Consider the following 20,939-nt stretch of genomic DNA (forward strand, 5'->3'; position numbering starts at 1 on the left):
TCCTCCTGTTTGTGGGGGAGAGGCTATGCTCTCCCTGATCAGAAATTAAAATCAAGATCTTCTGAGGCCGTATCGTAAGAAACCAGCATATGCTTGCTGCTTTCCAGTTCAATCTCGCCAAGTTTTTGTTCCGGATGAAGCAATAACTGTTGCAGCAGCTCTACATAATCGTGAAGCATTTTCTCCGCCGTTTCCCGCTTGAAGAGCTTGGTACGATACTCCAGATTAAATCGCAGCTTGTCATGCTTCTCGATGATTTCGAGATACACGTCATAACGGCTTTCCGCAGCTCCAAACTCATATGGAGTCGTAGTGAATTTGCCCACAGTAACGTCCACTGTACCTACATTCTGAAGGGCAAACATCGCATCGAATAAAGGATTACGGTGTCTGTCTCTGTTCAAGTTAAGCTTCCGCACCAGGTCTTCAAACTGAAATTGTTGATTCTCATAAGACCTCAAGGCGCCTTCCCTAACTTCAGCCAGCAGCTCCAGGAACGTTTTCCCGGATTGTGGCTTGGTACGAATCGTGATGATGTTAATAAAAACACCAACGACATCCTCCAGATCGGCGTGAGATCTGCCCGCAATGGGAGAGCCCACAACGATATCCTCCTGATCTGCATATTTGGCCAGTAAAACGTTATATGCTGCAAGCAGCAGCATAAACAAGGTTGTTCCTGTCTTCGCAGCCATACGTTCCAGATCCATAGTCAAGGTTTCATTGCCGATAAACACGACCTGATCTCCTTCGAATTCATTAGCCAAAGGACGAGGATAATCGGTAGGCAATTTGAGCTGTGGAATGGAATCCTGATACAGGTTCAACCAATACTCTTCCTGTTTGAGCAGAGCACCAGAGGAGAGCAAGGCATTATGCCACACGGCATAATCTTTGTACTGAATGGTGAGTGGTTGCAGTTCACGCCCTTCGTACAGATCAATGATTTCCTGCATAATGATGTCCATGGACATGCCATCTGTGATGATATGATGCATATCAAAAAATACGGCGTGTACACGATCTGCAAGCTTAACCACTTCAAAACGGAATAATGGTGCCTGATCCAACTCAAAAGGTTTCACAAAACCAAGGAGCTTCTCGGTCAGTTGTTCCCGGGTACACTCTGAATAACCCACGTTGAAATCGACCTGATCCCATACCTTCTGATAAGGAATACCGTCCAGAATCTCAAACGAAGTCCGGAAGGATTCATGACGTTGAATCAGCTTGCGAATGATCTGTTCAAATGCCCCATGCTCAAAGTCCCCCTCCATGATGGAGGCTCTTGGTATGTTTGCATTGGTGTTTTGACCCTCCAGCCGGTCCAGAACGACGAATCTCTTCTGTGCAGAAGAGACTGGGTAATACGGTTGGGTCTCCACGCGAGTCAGAGCAGGCAGCGCTCCCACGGAATCTTCACCTATGGAAAGACCGTAAGACTCCTCCAGATAGGCAGCCGATTCCGCAATGGTTGGATACATCAGGATCTCTGCTGTGTTCACAAGAATCGACAACTCTTTTGTGAGACCATTGGCGATCTTGAGACCCAGAATGGAGTCTCCACCCAATTCATAGAAATCATCATAAATACTGAGTTCATTGACCCCAAGCGATTTACTCCATAGTCGGCCTAAGGCGTTCTCAATGACGGAATAAACTTCATCCATCCTGCCCAGCAACTTCATCTCGCCTGATGATTCATGTGAACGACTTGAATCTCCCTTACGTCCTGTCTCAATGGCCTCGCTAATATCGGAAGAAAACAGCATGAGCGGCATATCATCAGAAACATGCTGATAAATCCCTTCCCGGTTGAGTTCCCCGATCAGAACCTGGGTTATATCCTTGCGCATGGCTTCTTGCAGCCCTTGGATGCCCCGGGCTGTTGTGATCGCCTTGAATCCTCCATCTGAATTGGCATGAAAATCCCGGGCCATGCCGGTCTCTTTCCATGCTGTCCAGTTCACGGCAAGAGTGGACAAACCTGATTGCCTGCGATGAGCCGCGAACGAATCCATATAGGCATTAGCAGCGGTATAATCCCCCTGTCCAGGTTCACTAAAGAACGTGGTAGCCGTGGAGAACATGACAAAGAAGTCTGGCTGATCCGCACGTGTCAGCTGATCCAGACTCCATGTCCCCAGCACCTTAGGCCGCATAACGCGTTCAAAGGCTTCACGGTCTTTATTCATCAGGAAACCTTCGCCAGCCACACCAGCGCCGTGGATAATACCAGACACCAGACCATGTTGCTGTCTGATTTTGCTGAGCACCGAAGCAAGCTGAATGGGGTCAGCAATATCTACGCTGTATAGATGTACTTCTGTGCCCTGAGCTTCCATCTCTTTGATCCGTTGAATCTGAGCGGTTAACTTCGTTTCCTCACCTGAGGACAGCACCTCTTCCCATGTTGCCCGTTCTGGAAACGGTGAGCGGTTCATCAATACAAGTTTGATTTTCTCCGGCGCTAAAGATAGTGCACTCGCCGTCTCCATTCCAATTCCGCCTGTCCCTCCAGTAATGAGATACACACCGCCTTCACGCATGTGTATCGGTCGTTCCGGCAGCAAGGACATCGGGATTTCGCCCAACTCCTGAACATATCGCCGCCCCTTCCGGTACGCAGCAAGATATAACGTGTCCGGGTCGCGAATTTCCTGTAGCCATTGCTCCATCGGTGTCTCGGCATCAATATCAATGCTTCGGCAACGGAATTGATTCATCTCATGACAGATGGTCTTGCCAAGCCCAACCATGGGTGCGTGTTCTGGACGAATGTACAGCTCACTGCCCGTAACGCTTTGTGTACAAGATGTCACCAGTACCAAGTCGACCGGGCGTTTGAAATGAACCCTGGACATCGCTTTGGACAAATAAAACAGACTGTACACGCCACGATCAAGCGATTCTTCCAATTCCCCTACAGTACCTTCATCCGCATCCTGATCCAGTGCAAAGAAATGAAGAAGCTGCGAGATTTTATAAGGCTCTACCGCTCGGATTAACCGTTCATAATCTTCTTCACATGATCGAATGGTAAATTCGGCATTGGCTTGATTGGTGTAGGACTCTCCGCGGTAAACCTTGATCACAAGCCGGCCTTCCGCTTCCAGTTTCCCAGCTACGGATGTGGCTGTGCCATTTCTATCCATTAACATTACAACCGGTTCTGTACTGCCACCCTGTTGACCAATCGATATTCGATTCATTTCTTTCCACATAGCGGCATAGTGCAGAGGAGCCGGGACCTCTTCTATCGAGACCTCACGCAGCTGTGGACGTTCGGGAATGTTAATCCAGCAGCGCTTCCGTTCCAGCGGATACGCGGGCAAGCTGACTTTACGAGGGTGTTCACCTGCGTACAGTTCTTCCCAGTCCGCATCTGCTCCCTGTACATACAGATGGGCGATCTGCTTTAACAAATACTCCGACTCGCGTCCATCCTGTACAAAGCTCTGGATCGCTGAACGCATTAATTGGCTCAGACCCATTTTTTCCGATTCGGTCATTTCACCAGCAGCCTTATCCTTCTTGCTCTTGGGAACAGTCCGATGTTCACCGAACTCTACACCTAGTTGTGCAATGGATTGAAACGGTTTGTTCTCCAACTGTCTAAGCGTGTTCAGCAGCCCTTCCGTATCCCGCCCCATAAGTGACAACCGGAACGGGTAATGCCCTCGTCCCGTGCTGGCTGTACTGCAAATATCTGCGAGTGCATATTGCTCGTTCCGTTCAAGCAGGCGAACATAGTCGGCAACCAGCCGCTGAAGTGCCTCTTCGGATCGGGCAGACAATACCAGCAAATGAGGACGTGCTGTTACTGGTGCAGATACGGGTATTGTCACCGGGGGTTCTTCCAGAATGACATGGCAATTCGTACCACTAATACCGAACGCACTGACACCACAGCGACGCGGTCCGTCCTTCACTTTCCACGGTCGTAATCGTGTATTCACATATACAGGCGATGCATGAAAATCAATATTCCGGTTCGGACGATTGAAATGAAGATTCGGCGGAATCACACCATGTCTGACAGCCAGTGCAGCTTTGATCAGACTGATCATGCCTGCTGCCTCAGAGGTATGACCCAGATTGGTTTTAATGGAACCGACCGCGCAGAATTGGCGTCTGTCCGTGAATTGTCGGAACGCATTTTGGATGCCTTTGATTTCAATCGGGTCACCCAGTGCGGTTCCCGTGCCATGCGTTTCCATGTAAGTAATGGTCTCGGGATGAATACCCGCCTGTTTCCAGGCCTTGGTGATGACTTCCTGTTGAGCCGCTGGATTGGGAGCCGTAATACCGGCTGAACTGCCATCCTGATTCATCGCAGTGCCTTTGAGAACGGCGTATACCTGATCCCCATCCCTCAAGGCATGATCCAGCCTTTTTAGCATCACTACCCCGATGCCCTCACCAAGTCCAGCACCATCGGAATCATCATCGAATGCCCGGGTCTTTCCATCACCGGACTCCAGTCCCTGGAGCATGTTTTCATTCTTTTTGGTGATCGGCATGGTTGAGATTTTGATTCCACCGACTGCGGCCATGCTACACTCTCCACTTAACAGGGCACGCGAAGCAATGTGCACCGCTGTGAGAGACGAAGAACAGGCCGTATCTACCAACATGCTTGGCCCTTTCAAATTCAACAAATACGATATGCGGGCCGGAATGATCGATGGTGTGTTACCCACCACAGCATCCGGCAGAGCACCCAAATCCGTCTCATATATGAATCGTGAATACATATCGACTGTGTTGGTTGAATAACCCAAATAGACACCGGTATCTGACCCGGCCAATTTCCCGCCGCCATAACCCGAATCTTCAATGGCCCTCCACACCGTCTCCAGGAAGAGACGTTGATTCGGATCTGTCAGACTGGCTTCCTTAGGTGATAATTTGAAAAATGAATAATCGAATAAGTCAATGTCTTCAATAAAAGCTCCCGCTTTGGAATCCAGTTCCGGGAGATCCAGCCTTGTATTTTGCAAATACCAGTCCAGATCCTGTTGTCTTCGTTCCGGGAGAGGACGGATATGATCTACCTTGCCTTGAATATGCTCCCAGAATTCGGATACATCAGTTGTGGAAGCTACATTCAGAGCCATCCCTACGATGGCTAAATCTCCTGACAAAGGTCCAGGCACAGTTTGTCCTGGACGCTGCTGATCTTGGGAACCTGCCTCTGCTTGCTCCGCAACATGCGTGGATTCCTGTTTTTCGCTGGTCGCATATGCATCATCTATATCACTCAATACAGGATTAGCGTCTTCTTCCGATTCACCATGTTCTTTGAAAATATATTCAGCCAGCTTATGGATCGTAGAAAATTCAAACAAATCCGTCACGGCAAGAACACCAGAGTACCTCTTGGAGAGCCCCGCGTGAATTTTCAGCAGCAGAATGGAATCCGCACCCAACTCAAAGAAATTCTCATAGATATCGATTTCATCAAATCCAAGAACTTCTTTGCATACGCTGGCGACATGGCGTTCGGTAGCCGTATATCCGCCCCCGCTCTTGCCTGATAATTTCACTTCACCATTTGAAGTGCTGCCAGCCTTCTTGGTCGACCTCGTTTTGGAAGCAGCGCTTTGCAGATATTCGGCCACTTTGCCGCTGAGTTCTGTTGACAACCGAACCTGCATTTTATCCAGCAAGCGAACGCCGCCTCCACTGAAGTTCAGTTGCCCGATCAGCACCCTGCGGATCGAAGAGTTCATCGCCTGTGCCAAACCCTGTATTGCCTCTGCCGTAAGGACCGTTTTGAAGATGGTGTCTGCGGTAAAACCGGCATCCACCGACATGCCCGTCTCTTTCCATGTGGTCCAATTCACGGTGAGCGTGCGTTTTCCTCTTAAGGTACGCTCATCAGCAAAGGCATCCAGGTAGGCATTGGCTGCCACATAGTCTGCTTGCGTTACACCACTGAACATCGTGGCTACAGAAGAGTACATCACAAAGAAATCCAGATCATCACTGCGGGTCAGTTCATCCAGATTCCAGGTACCATATATTTTGGATGCCAGCACTTCGCTGAATCGTTCTTCACTCCGATCCAACAGAAGTTGATCTCCTCCGACACCCGCCCCATGAATAATTCCATGAATGGCCCCATAACGTGTACGCATATCCCGAATCACCATATCCATGGCTTCCCAGTCAGCTACATCCGCACTGTACCAAGACACTTCTGAACCTTTAGCCTCCAGCTCCGTAACGGCTGTAATGAATCGCCGAAGCTTGGCTTGACCGGGCTGGTTCATCAAGTTCTCCCAATGTATACGATCCGGTATCGGGGTCCGATTGATCAGAGCCAGGCGCACAGGTGCTTTGGAAGCCAGAAAACGCGCAGTTTCCAGACCAATACCACCGCCACCCCCAGTAATCAGATATACGCCCTGATGGCGTACAGATAATGGGGTATCCTCAGCAACCTGCACACGCGTAAATTCTTCAACGTAACGTTGTCCACCACGGTACGCGACCAGATAATCCCCCTGACCTTCTGTATCCAGCGCTTCCTCCATCCAGTCATCTGTGGCGGTGTCTGCATCTACGTCTATGGAGCGGAAAGAGATGGATGGATGCTCACGGCTCAATACCTTGCTTAGACTCAGGAATGGCGCATGTTCCGGCCGCTGAGCGGATTCGTCTCCCGTAATATTGTGGGCGTTCAATGCAATCAGTGTAATACCAGCAATCTCGGCAAAATCACTTCTCATCAGAGCACGCACTAAATAATACACACTGTACACACCTTGGCGCTGGCTGTTCTGCAATTCATTCAGACTGTGAATACCCGATTGCGGGGTATCCAAAGAACAGCCAACATGAATGATGTGATACACCGACTTGTCCCGAAGGCTTGCGAAGAGACGGTCGTAATCCGCTTCCTCGTCACCAAGCGTATACCGATTGTCGCTCACATGTGCATAAGCAGAGCCCACTACAGCCCGGATTATATTCACGCCCGTGCGCTCAAGCACACGAGCTACAGAATCATCTGCACCAGGCTTGCCTTCAATCAGTAATACCGTTCCCGGTAAAACGGAGATCCCGCTGCCTGAACGTTTCCGTTCAGCAACTCTCCATTGCATCGTATAATGAAAATCTTCTGTCTGTTGAACAGGCACTGCTGCACCTCTATCGATACGACTCGAAACCAGATCCTCGGGCAGATCAATCCAGCAGCGATGGGATTCAAAAGGGTATACGGGCAGGCTGACCCGATGCACACCGGTACCTTTGTACAGTTCCACCCAGTTCACGTCTGCACCTTGTACGTATAACGAACCAAGTTCGGACACGCCAGCCTCATCAGTCCACTCGGAGAGGGTAACCTCTTGCGTAAGCTCCTGTACCCGTCGATCAAGCTTCTTCCGTGACGCTTCCGTCATATCACCTGGCTCAAGCTGTGATTTACTGGCAGGAACGATTTTATGCTCCCCGAAGCTAAACCAGGACTCAGGCTCATTCCACGTTTCCGCCAAAGATAGGACTTGCAGCTTCAGTCCCAGATCCGCGATACTTTCTGCTACTACAGCCAATCGGAAGTTGTAGTGTCCTCTGCCAACACTCGCGGTATAACACAGATCCTGCAGATGACATGCAGGCGGTTTTTCCTGCATTAATCGGCTATATGTGGCGACCAGTTCCCGCAGAGCTGGCTCAGACTTGGCGGACAACACGACCAGCCCTTCCTTCGCATAAGAAGAGTCAACATCTGTAGCAACCGGGGCTTCTTCCAGCACCAGATGACAGTTCGTTCCGCTAAAACCGAAACTGCTTACTGCACAGCGCATCGGAGATCCTTTTGCTTCCCATTTGCGAAGTCTTGTGTTTACATACACGGGTGATGTCTTGAAGTCGATCTGTGCATTGGGTCTGTCAAAATGAAGAGATGGCGGGATTTCACGGTTTTTGATAACCAGTGCCGCCTTGATCAGACTGACCAGACCTGCCGCTTCATAGGGGTGACCAATATTCGATTTCACGGTACCGATCGGACAAAATTGCTTTTTATCCGTATACTTCTGGAAAGCAAGCTCTAAGCCTTCAAGTTCCAACGGATCTCCCAGCTTCGTACCCGTTCCGTGTGTCTCAATGTAAGACAGGGTCTCCGGGTGAATTCCGGCCTGATCCCACGCTCTTGATATCACATCGGCCTGGGCCTCCGGGTTGGGAGCGGTGATCCCAATAGAAGCTCCGTCCTGATTGATGGCGCTGCCTTTAATAACCGCATAGATCTGGTCCTTGTCCCTGAGCGCTTTGCTCAACGGTTTCAGTAATACCGTAGCAACCCCTTCGCTGATTCCAGCCCCATCCGATGAATGGTCAAAGGCTCTTGTTCGTCCATCCGATGCTTCAAGCCCCCCACGGTAATATTCCGTATCCAGTGGCATCAGGTTCACACGTAATCCACCGGCAAGTGCCATATCACAATCGCCATTCCGAATGGATTGGCAGGCGAGATGCACGGCAACCAATGAGGATGAACAGGCCGTGTCCACCACCATTGAAGGCCCCTTCAGATCCAGAAGGTACGAAATTCGTGCAGGCATCATGGCGGCAATATTGCCGACGGCTGCATCGGAAGTTAATTGAATATCGATGTCCTGAATCATTCGCAGATAGCTGTCCTTAATGTTGCTGGCGAATCCCAGATATACGCCTGTACGGCTGCCAGCCAGACTTTTCCCACCATATCCTGCATCTTCGAGGGCACTCCAGGCTGTTCGTAGAAACAGTCTTTGAAAAGGGTCCATCAGCGCCGCATCCCGCGGCGGAATCCGAAATAATTTGTAATCAAATTGGTCAATGTCTTTCAGATAAGAACCATCACTGTATTTGATGTCCTCTCCATATCCTGCATATTGGAGATATGCATCAATATTTTGACGACGAGAGTCCGGAAAATTAGCAATGGAATCACAGCGATCACGGATGTTGTCCCAAAACTCGCCAATATTGTCCGCGGACGGAAGCATGGCCGATATGCCAACAATGGCGATTCCCTCAGAGTCGTTCCGCCTACCCTCCGATTTCAATCCTTTGAGCAGCTGGCCAGCAACCTGCTTGTCAATTTTGCCCGCGGCTGCATTCTCAATAATCATTCTCAGCATTTGGCTTGTTTGGTTCATCGGGTTCTCCTTCCTCAACGATCCTCGACGCTCTTGACTGCATCGTCAATGCTCAGACTACCGGCTTCAATATCTTTAAACAGCTGTTCAAAATCATCCACCGGTTGGACTGGCTCAGCAGCCGGTTTTATTTCCAGCTTGGTCATTACAAATTGGGATAGCGCATGTACACTGGTGTACGAAAATAGATGGATCAGTTTCATCTTGCCTGGATAGGCATCTTCGAGCAAAGAAAATAAACGGTTTAACAGGATGGAATCTCCGCCCAGATCAAAAAAGCTGTCGTGGATATCCAGTTCTTCAAAACCAAGTACTTCGTTATACATGCCTGCAATCTGCCGTTCGATGCTGTTGTAATCCTCGCCGTCTTTCCCTTTGAGCTCAACATGTGCATTCGTCGATTTGTTTCGTTTGGCTGCAACAGGAGCCACCTGCCGCGACTCTTCCAACTTCTCGGCTTCCTTCAGCCTGTTCGTCATCTCTTCCGAGAATCGGAATGGAAACTTGGTCAATAGCGCTTTGGCAAACCGTGGATGGTATGTAAATTCCCCGATTAACACACGCGGCACCTCTTTGTTCAATGCTGCCAAGAATCCGGCCGTTGCCTGTTCGGTCGGAAGGGCTTTCGTAATGGCGTCCACATTAAAACCGTAATCAACAGACATACCCGCTTCTTTCCAAGAAGACCAGTTGATAGACAAGGTCTTCAGACCACTTTTGCTGCGTGAGTAAGACAAAGCATCCAGATAGGCATTTGCCGCTGAATAATCCCCTTGTCCAACTTCACTTGACAGAGACAGACCGGAAGAGAAAAAGACCATAAAATCAAGCTCATCCTGCCGAGTCAGTTGGTCCAGTATCCAGGCCCCTTGCACTTTTGGATGAAGGACTTCGTCAAACGTTTCCTGGGTTTTGCGGATCAAATATCCAACCGCCGGTACCCCTGCACCGTGAATCACACCCGTGATGGACCCGTGCTTCTCCCTGACATCGGCCAGTACATCCTGCATCGCTGCATAATCCGACACATCGGCTGCATAACAGGATACTTCCGAGCCCTGTTGTTCAATCGCCAGGAAATTATGGAGACGAGCCGCCATCTTGGGTTCAAGTTCGGGGTCCTTAAGAAGAGTCTCCCATTCCGATCTTACTGGAACTGGGGTGCGACCAATCAGTACAAGCTTAACGTCTGCTTGGGCAGCAAAGAATTTTGCCATTTCCTGACCAATCCCGCCTGTACCTCCAGTAATGACGTACACGCCATCTCTTTGGATATGGACAGGAGAATCCTTTAACTCATTGGCTGGGACTTCACCCAATTCCTCGATATATCGAACCCCATTGCGGTATGCAGAGGTATAACTCTGATTTTGGGAACCCATTTCCTGAAGCAGTTCAGCTACTCCTGTACTCTCGTCCAAATCAATGCTTCGACACGTAATATGCGGATATTCCAGGGCGAGTACTTTGCCCAGACCGTATAACGAGGCCGCTTCGGGAGAAAGCCGACTCTCTCCGGTTGTGACTTCGTAGACCTGTTCGGAGACCAGCATCATATTCAGCGCGCTGTCACTTCCGTGCTCAATCAAGGCACGAATCAGATAAAACAGGCTATATACCCCTTTTTGCTGACTTTGTTCCAAAGCCTGAAGTGTACGAATTTCCGTGGAAGCCGGGACTGCAAAGAGATGCACAATGTCACTGATGGACGTTTCTCCCAACGCTACAAACAACTCCCCAAAGTTGCCTTCCGAACCATTTACCGTAAATGATCCATCCGGTTCCTGATTGAAAGATTCTCCATAACAGACCTCAATCACTTGGCGCCCTGACTGCTTAAGGCGTTCAATCAATTCACTTCCCCGGTTACCCTCATCCTTCAAAACCAGCACTGCACCTGTTCCTTGAATCGGCTCCGGCTCTGTTAGATCTGCTCTCCTCCAGTTCATCCGATAGAATCGGGCTGGCGTCGGTTCTTCCGAGTCCGCATTGCTGTAATTCGCGATAGCGGCGGTACGAGCTGCCTCAGGAACTCCAAACCAGCAGCGAGTCCGGGTAAATGGATAGGTCGGCAGACTTGTTTTGCGTAGCCCGTCCCCTGTATATAGAAGCTCCCAGTTCAGTTCTGCACCCTTCACATAATGCAGGCCAATCCGGTCCAGAATATCCTGTTCGACCTGCTGACCTTTGCCTATCTTCGCCAGTTCCGGATTCAGACTCATAGACCGATGGCCCGTATGCCCTTCTTCTCCACCTATGGCTGGTGAATCTGGACGGTTTTGATCGTTGCTGACCTTGTGATAACCGTAATAAATCCCTGGACTTCGATGTACATTGGGTCCTACACTTTTGCTTAAATTCTCATCCGCCGATCCGATCATTCGTCCAGCCTCAATTAAGCGAAGCTGAAGCTCCTCCGCATCCTGCCCGGTGACCAGTAAACGGTATGAATAGTGGCCCCTTCCCGTGTTGGCGGTATAACATACAGAAGGTACATGCTGAGATTCAACTTGAGAGAGCACGTTAGCATATTCCGTAATCAGGGTCTGGAGAGCTGCCTCCGTTTTGGCCGATACGGTTAGAAGATGTCCTCCCTGCACTTCCTGCACTTTAACCGTAGTGGTCGGTGCCTCTTCCAGAACGATGTGGCAATTGGTTCCACTGATACCAAATGCACTAACACCGCTACGTCGTGGTGTTGCATCGGTATCCCATTCCCGCAACCGGGCATTCACATAGACCGGGGAAGCCGCAAAGTCGATGGCCCGATTCGGTCTGTGAAAATGTTTGGAGGCAGGAATCTGTTTGTGTTGCAGTGACAGAGCAGATTTGATCAAACCCACGACCCCAGCCGCCTCCGACAGGTGGCCGATATTGGTTTTGACCGAGCCGATCCCGCAAAATTGACTTTTACCGGTGTGACGCCGGAATGCCTGCTCAATCCCTTGTACCTCTAGGGGATCACCCAGCATGGTGCCACTGCCATGCGTCTCAATATAAGAGACCGTCTCGGGATCGATACCCGCATCTGCCCAGGCTTGAAGAATCGCTTCGGTCTGCGCCTCTGGGTTCGGGGCGGCGATACTAATGGATTTACCATCCTGGTTTACGCCATAACCTTTAATGACAGCGTAGATCTGGTCACGATCTTCCAACGCTTTATCCAGCGGTTTGAGCATCACTACTCCTGCGCCTTCACCAATGCCCGATCCGTCCGAATCGTCATCAAAAGCTTTGGTTCTCCAATCTGTCGACTCAATCCCGATTTTGATATGATCACTCTTTAAAGGAACCAGATTAATCTTGATTCCCCCAACGAGTGCCTGATCACATTGCCCCTCCTTGATCGCCTGACAGGCCAGTGTAATGGCCACCAGAGAGGATGAACAAGAGGTATCCACCACCATGCTCGGCCCTTTCAAATCCAGTAAGAAGGATAACCGACCAGCCGCTACAGAAGCCAGATTACCCACAAGCGAGTACGCAAAGGATTCCGGTTCCGCATCGTAGATAAAACGTGAGTACAAATCCCGAATATTGTTGGACAGGCCCAGATATACACCGGTACGACTGCCCGTCAGTTTTCCGCCTCCATACCCTGCATCCTCGATCGCCTTCCATGCCGTTTCCAGAAACAGTCTGTGGTTGGGGTCTGTAAGACTAGCTTCTTTGGGTGACATTTTAAAATAGGCGTAATCAAATTTATCAATCTCATCCAGATAGGCATTTTCATTAAATTGAATTTCGTCTGGCGACATGCCCAAATATTGCAGATACGACTGGATGTCCGGCACTCTGGATTCGGGAAAGGAACGAATGCTGTCCGTGCCACTGACGATGTTATCCCAGAATTCGACAGGAGATTCAGCCTGCGGCAGCTTCAAAGCCATGCCCACAATGGCAATATCTTTGGCAGCATTGGTTGACCCGGACGCCGTATAAGCGTCCTCTTCCGCTTTGAGCTTTTTGAGTAGCTGCACGGCCACGGTTTTATCCAAGCTTCCGTCTTGCAGATGTTCCATGACAAACTTGTATACACTCTCCACCACAGTTCCTCCTTTACAGGTTAATCAGGTTATTCAATGCCTGCTGCAGCGTAACGTCGCCGCTTTCCATCTGGTCGATTACACGCTTCAAATCCTGCTCCATGTCTTGTGGCTTCGAAGTAGACTTCTCATCCATAAAACGAGCCAACCTAGTAATATTGGAGTTCGCAAACAAATCCGTGACTTTGGTCAGACCAGGAAACTGCTGATCGATCCGGGACTGTACCTGTATAAGGACGATGGAATCGGCACCCATTTCGAAGAAACTATCCCCTACATTAATTTCATGAAAACCAAGCATCGTTTTACAGATGGTGGCGAGTGCCTTTTCAGTCGGTGTATAGGATGCATCTGATTTACCTGTCAAAACGACTTCTCCGTCACGATTCTCTGACGAGGATGCTGGAAGACGCTTGCTTGCCAGCTGCTTCATCCGTTGGTCCAGTTGAACGCGAATAGAGGAAGAGAGATCAAACGGACTTTTGGCCAGTGCGGATATCAATTGACCCTCATAATGAATCTGGCCAATAAGTACTCGGCGAACCGAGGATTTCCGCATCACCAGAGACAATTGATTCATCGCCTGCTCTGTCGGCATGGCTTTGAACAACGTATCTACAGCAAACCCGTGCTCGGCTGACATGCCGGTCTCCTTCCAGGTAGACCATTGCACAGTCAGTGTGCGCTTGCCCATCATCGATCTGTAGTCAGCATACGCATCCAAGTAGGCATTCGCCGCAATGTAATCCGCCTGTCCCGGGGCGCTGAAGACCGAAGCAATCGATGAATAGAGCACCATGAAATCGAGATGATCCTGTTCAGTAAGTCGATCCAATACCCAGGTGCCATGCACTTTGGGAGAGAAGACCTCGGTGAATCCTGCCTGAGAACGGCTTGTGATCATTTCAGAGCTTCCGACCCCTGCACCATGGACAATCCCTTTGATTTTCCCGAACGTAACCCGAAGCTGATCCAGAAGTACACGCATGGCATCTAGATCCGACACATCTGCAGCATGGCAACTAACCTGATGTCCCCGGCTCTCCAGTTCACGAATAACTGTGATTTGATGAATCACTTTGAGTTTGGATTGTTCTGCAACAATGGCATCCCAATGCTCACGTGCAGGCATCGGTGTACGGCTGATTAATGCAAGATTTACTGGAGCATCGGAAGCCAAATACCGCGCGGTTTCCAGTCCAATTCCACCTGTACCGCCTGTAATGATGTATACACCATCGTTGTCAAAAACAAGTTCGTCTTCAGGAGGTGCTGATTCATTCAACGCTCTGAACTCCTGAACATACCGAGTTCCATTTCGATAGGCTACCTCATAATAGGAAGATGAAGTGCCGATCTCTTTCAGCAACAGATCCAGAGACGAACCTTCATCGATATCAATACAACGGCAATGAATCTGTATGTTTTCCTTGCCTACCACTCTGCCCATTCCAAAGGCAGAAGCCAGATGAGGTTTCATCCGCTCCGTACCCGTAATGGAATTGACCTCACGGGAAATCAGAACTAACTCGATGGGTTGACTCAGAGAACTGGACAACAACGCTCGAATAAACCGGAAGAACCCATACACACGTTCATTTAGAACAGACTCTAATGATTCCATGTCACTGGATTTACTTGCTGAATGTTCCTCACTACCAACACCGTTCAGATACACAATTCTTGAAAGTTGGTCTAGGCCCACCTGTTGCAGCACACGCTCATAGGCTTCCACTTGTTCCACATTTCGACTGTCCGGGTCAGATCGCAGAACATCCGTCTGAAGTACGGAATATACCTGCATCCCCGACTGCTCCATACGTGCCGCTATCTCAGCTGCATAATCGGACCCATCCAGAAGTACCAGTGTTGTGCCGTCGCTCACTTCGATCTGCTGATCGGAATCCCCTTTCGCTATCCCCTTCTGTTGCCATACCAGCTCGTAGGCTTCCGGTACCGCTCTGGTGCTCACTTGCGTGTATACCGAAGACTGCTCGGGAAGATCCACCCAGCAGCGTGTATTATCGTATGGATACAATGGAAGACTGATTTTACGAATTTCTTCTTCCCTGTACATCAGGCTCCAATCCACGTCACTGCCTGTGGTGTACAATTTGCATAATTCATGTAGTACTCCCGGATCTGAAGATTCCATGTATCGGGATAGGCACTCTCTACCCTCCTGCTTCAAAATGGACTTCTCCTGGCCCGTCAATTCGTAGTTCTTCCCTTCGTTCTTCTCTGTTACGACCTTATGCATTCCGTAATAGAGCTGATGCTCACCTACGGATTCGAGATCTGATGTAGCGAGTCGTCTCAGCTTCACGAGCAGATCGGACGTGTCCGTCACGCCAAAGGCGACACGATAAACATGATGCCAGCGCCCCGTATTCGCGGTATAACAGATGTTTTTGAGCGGAAGTTCCTGGTGACGTTCCGAGATAAAACGAATATAGTTATCAACCAGCGCAAGTAACGACTTGCAGCTCTTGGCACTTAGCGTGAATACTTCCACTTCTCTCGAAATCTTCCGCTCCTGAATAATAGGCGGCTCTTCCAGTACCAGATGGCAGTTGGTTCCGCTAAACCCAAAGGCACTGACTCCGCAGCGAAGCGGCTCGCCGTTTCCATCCCATGGTCTCGATTTCGTATTGACATACAACGGTGAATCCTGAAACGAAATGGATGAGTTGGGCTTATCAAAATGAAGCGTGGGTGGCAATATCCGATGTTTCAAGGCCATAGCCGCTTTAACCAGACTGCCCACACCAGCTGCTTCAAACAAATGGCCTATATTGGACTTGACCGAACCTATAGCAACAAACTGATTCTTGTCTGTATATCGGCGCAGGGCCGTAGTAAGTCCATCCATTTCAATTGGATCACCAAGTTTCGTCGCTGTACCATGCGTTTCCACGTAACCAATGGTAGATGGATCAATACCGGCATCCTGCCATGCCTTCACAATAACATCCGTTTGCGCTTCAGGATTCGGAGCCGTAATGCCAATCGAAGCTCCATCCTGATTAATGGCACTTCCTTTGATGACTGCATAAATATTGTCTTTATCTGCAATCGCTTTGCTTAGTGACTTCAATACCACGGCGGCTCCGCCTTCACCAAGCCCCGAACCATCTGCTTCCTGATCAAATGGCTTGGTTAATCCATCCGAAGACTCAATGCCGACTTTCAAATAATCATGATCCAACGGACTGAGGCTGATCCGTGCACCAGCAACAATCGCCATCTCGCAATCACCATTACGAATGGCCCGGCAGGCCAGATGGGTAGCGACAAGTGATGCAGAACATGCCGTGTCGATGACCATCGTAGGCCCCTTGAGATCCAGTGGATAGGCAATACGGGTCGGCATCATGGCTGTGATATTCCCTACAATGGACATCGGATATTGATAAGGATCAAGATCACAGATCATTTTGAGATAAGAATCGTTCAGGCTACTGGCAAAACCCATATAGACACCCGTATTTGTTCCTTCGATGCGTCCCCCGTAACCTGCATCCTCTACCGCATGCCATGACGTCTTCATGAATAACCGCTGAATCGGGTCCGTTAATCCGGCCTCCTTCGGAGACAAGCGGAAATATTTATAATCGAATTGATCAATATCATCCAGAAATGCACCCTGAAGGTACTGTACTTCTTTGTCCGAACCCAGTCTTGCATTCATCCATTGATGATAGGCATCCATGTCTTTTTTGCGTCCCTCTGGAAAATCCGTTGTACAGTCCACACCGTTCAGGATGTTGTCCCAATACTGCTCTGCCGTATCTGCCATTGGCATTTCAGCAGCAATCCCAATAATGGCGATGGCCTCATCCTCTTCAACAGTTGGTTTCTTTTGCTCCAGAGGAGCAGCAGCTTTTGCTTTTACAGCGGCGCCGTTACCCTGATTCACATGTAGTGCCAGCTTATGAATGGATGTATGTGCAAATAAATGAGCTATCTTCACTTTCCCGGGAAACTCCTCGTTAAGCCTCTCATGCATACGGATCAGCATGATGGAGTTGCCCCCGAGATCGAAGAAATTATCGTAGATATTGATCTCCTGATAGCCCAGTATCTCACTGTATATGCGCGCAACCTGCTGCTCGGTTTCCGAATAGCGACCTTCCTCATTCCCGGAAAGATCTACGGGCCCCGTATGTTTCTCCTGTGGTATGGTTCGGTTCGGACGATGTTGCGCTCCTTGGTCAGCGATTTCCTTGCTGCGCTTCACTCCGGCTTCCAGCTTATCAGACAACCGGAACGGGAACTGCCCAAGTGCAGCAAGATGTTTGCTTCCATAATTCATTGCACCGATAAACACTCGGGAGAGCCGTCTGCTCATGGCCGCTTCCATCGCTGCAATCCCATCCGTTGTCGGAATGGTCTTGAACATGCCATCCACATTGATCCCAAATTCCACGGACATTCCAGTTTCCTTCCACGATACCCAATCAATGGAAAGTGTTCTACGTCCCTGTCCCGTCCTCCATGCCGCGAAGGAGTCCAAATAACAATTGGCAGCCGTATAATCGCCTTGTCCAATTTCACCGATGACAGATATACCGGAGGAGAACAATACCATAAAGTCCATGTCTTGATCTCGCGTCAGTTTCTCCAGAATCCAGGTTCCCTTCACCTTGGGTCCAAGAATGGTCTGGAACTCATCATCGCTTTTGCGATATAAAAATCCGTCTCCGGGAATACCTGCTCCATGAATAACACCATTTATATTTCCATAGCGGTGAGTGATATCCTGAATCACTTCCATCATGCCCACAACATCGGCCAGATCCGCACTGTAATAATGAACGGTTGCACCCAATGCTTCCAGTTCAAGGATGCCTTGCATTTTGGTACAGCGGGAGTCTTGGCCTGTTTGCAGTATGCCTTCCCATTCTTCCTTTGCTGGAAGAAGTGTCCGACCAACAAGCGCCAGCTTCACTGGCTTCGAAGAAGCCAGAAACCGTGCTGCTTCCAGACCAATACCGCTTGTACCACCCGTCACAAGATATACACCATCTGGACGCACCTCGAAAGGCACGCTCTCACTTTCATTAAGGTCTATCTCTGTGAACGTCTCCGTATAACGCTGTCCTTCACGATACGAAACAGCATAAGCTTCACCGTTTATATGTCTTTCCCTGAGGATGTCCTCCGCACATATGGACTGATCCACATCTACAAATTTGCTCCGAATATGTCCATACTCCTGCTGGATCACCTTACCCAGTCCCATCAAGAGTGCATTATGAGGGGTGATCCTCTCTTCTCTGCCTGTGACGTGTCCGGCGTATTCAGCAATCAGGTTCAGATGAATCTCTTCGGCGAAGCCTTTGCTCATCAGTGCCTGAACCAGATAGACAGGTGAGTAGAAAGCCTCCTTTTGCCTGGCTTCAATAGATGCCAAATCTTCGGGATAGAATGAACTCCCCATCATGGACATATAGATGATTTCAGTAATTTCACCGTCTGTGTACATGTTTAATAGCTGCGAATAAGCTCCCGGCATATCTCCGCCAACTTCGTATTGGTCCTCCGATATTTGCTGGAACTGGTCACCCGGTCTCACATGGACTACCCGGCTGCCTTCGCCTTTCAGCCCAGCCGACAATTCCTGTTCCAGTTCGGTTCCGTTACCGATAATCATTACTGTGCCTGAAGAGGAAGGTGCCGAGGTATCCGAAGTCGCATCCCCACGATCCTCTACCCAGCGAACGGTATGAAAGTAGTCTTTTAACGAAACAGCTGACGGGTCCTGAATATCAATCCAGCATCTGCTGGGCTCAAACGGATACGTAGGTAAACTCAGCTTCTGGACCTGTCGCCCTTGATATAGCTGTCCCCAATCCATCGTTGCACCCTCAGCATAGAGTACAGCCAAATCCCCGAGTGCTGTTTCATCCCACGAAAGTAGACTGGCAGCCAGTTCTTTGATCCTCTCTTGTGCCTGAGATGATTGACGTCTGGTGCGCTCACGTTCTTCCGAATCCATTCGCTCGGCTCCCGTAGGCTTAGGAGCAGGAGCACCGGCATAGACTCCTTCTTGTGTCTTCAATTGTGCCCAAGGTTGTTCCAACAAGTGGATCAGTTGAGTTGTATCCTCCACAAGCAGGGACAAGCGATGTTCATAATGTCCACGTCCTGTAGCTGCCGTATAACACACACTCGCAACAGGAGCTTCACGATTCTCCTTCAAGAAACGTTCATACCGCTGGAGCAATCGAACCAGTGCTTCTTCCGTCTGAGCCGAACACACAAACAGATGCTTGCCTGAACCCAGATCATCTCCCGGGTCTTGTACAGTAACAGCCGGAGCTTCCTCAAGCACGACATGGCAATTGGTTCCGCTGAATCCAAAAGCACTGACACCACATCTGCGCGGAATTCCTTCTTCCGCCTCCCAGGGTCTGAGTTGTGTATTCACATACACTGGCGTTTGTTCAAATCGGATGTTGCGGTTGGGTTTGGCAAAATGAAGGGACGGCGGCAGCTTCTGATGTTTCAAGGCCATCACTGCTTTGAGCAGCCCTGTTACGCCTGCACATTCATATAAGTGACCGATATTGGATTTCACAGAGCCAATCGCGCAAAATTGTTTTTTGGATGTAAACTGTTCGAAAGCGTTGGTAATCCCTTTAATCTCAATCGGATCTCCCAATTCTGTTGCTGTACCATGGGCCTCAATATAACGGATCGTCTCGGGGTCAATCCCCGCTTCTTCCCAAGCCTTCACAATCGCTTCAGATTGGGCCCGTGGATTCGGTGCGGTCAGCCCAATGGAGGTTCCGTCCTGATTGGCAGCAGTACCCTTAATGATGGCATAGATATGATCCCCATCTTCAATGGCCCGACTTAACGGTTTTAGAAGAATGGCGGCCACACCTTCACCAACACCTGCCCCATCTGAGGCATCATCAAATGTCCGCGTCTCCCCGTCCGAGGACTCAATGCCAAATTGCTCATATTTATTAAAAACAGGGAGCGTATTCACCTTCACCCCACCCGCTATCGCTGCATCACATTCACCACTTCGGATCGACTGACAGGCCATATGGACGGCAACAAGGGATGAGGAGCATGCGGTATCCACCACCATGCTGGGGCCTTTCAAATTCAGCAAATAGGATATTCTTCCTGCCAGTACCGCCGTCACATTGCCCGTTACCGAGATGGAGATGGATTCCGGTTCTACATCGGCGATAATATTGGCATAATTATCTCGGGTGCTGCTGTAATATCCTACATACAATCCGGTATTGCTGCCGGATAACCTCGCACCTCCATAACCTGCATCTTCCACAGCTTCCCATGCTGTCTGGAGAAAAATTCTCTGGTCAGGACTCATCAGGGCTGCTTCTTTGGGTGTCAGCTTAAAATAGCGATAATCAAACTTGTCCACTTCATCCAGATAAGAGCCTTTAATAAAGCTCAACCCGTCTTCATCCTGCTGTTTGAAACGTACATATTTCAGAACATCCTCTTGTCTCGCTTCAGGGAACTCCACAATGGAATTCACTTTGTTCTCGATATTGCTCCAGAACTCCTCCACATGATCAGCCATGGGCATATGCGCAGAGATACCGATGATGGCAATATCTTCACGAGTGTTCTTTTTCTGCTGTTTCAACAGTGTGATCATATCAATCGCCGTTTTTTTGTCGATTTTGCCACCAGACGTATTCTCAATAATATATTTAAGCAACTGTTCCAATGTATCGTCCCCTTACAT

3 protein-coding genes are annotated in these 20,939 nt (G+C 49.4%); all 3 read right to left on the reverse strand.

All coding sequences use genetic code 11. The annotated features are described in order from the left end of the window. Positions 1-38: 38 nt before the first annotated feature. The 3 genes from V6668_RS26130 to V6668_RS26140 are packed head-to-tail and all read right to left on the reverse strand — an operon-like array spanning position 39 to position 20,921. On the reverse strand, positions 39-9,155 hold the full coding sequence (locus tag V6668_RS26130) for an SDR family NAD(P)-dependent oxidoreductase (protein ID WP_338707063.1): 9,117 nt from the start codon (positions 9,153-9,155) through the stop codon (positions 39-41). A gap of 14 nt (positions 9,156-9,169) precedes the next feature. Next, entirely contained in the window at positions 9,170-13,201 is a 4,032-nt protein-coding gene (locus V6668_RS26135) for an SDR family NAD(P)-dependent oxidoreductase (protein WP_338707064.1), read from the reverse strand. A 13-nt stretch (positions 13,202-13,214) separates the two neighbouring features. After that, complete coding sequence (locus V6668_RS26140) at positions 13,215-20,921, reverse strand: SDR family NAD(P)-dependent oxidoreductase (RefSeq protein ID WP_076319709.1); 7,707 nt, start codon at positions 20,919-20,921, stop codon at positions 13,215-13,217. Positions 20,922-20,939 lie beyond the last annotated feature (18 nt).

This window comes from Paenibacillus amylolyticus (genome assembly GCF_036894225.1).
Taxonomy (GTDB): Bacteria; Bacillota; Bacilli; order Paenibacillales; family Paenibacillaceae; genus Paenibacillus; species Paenibacillus amylolyticus.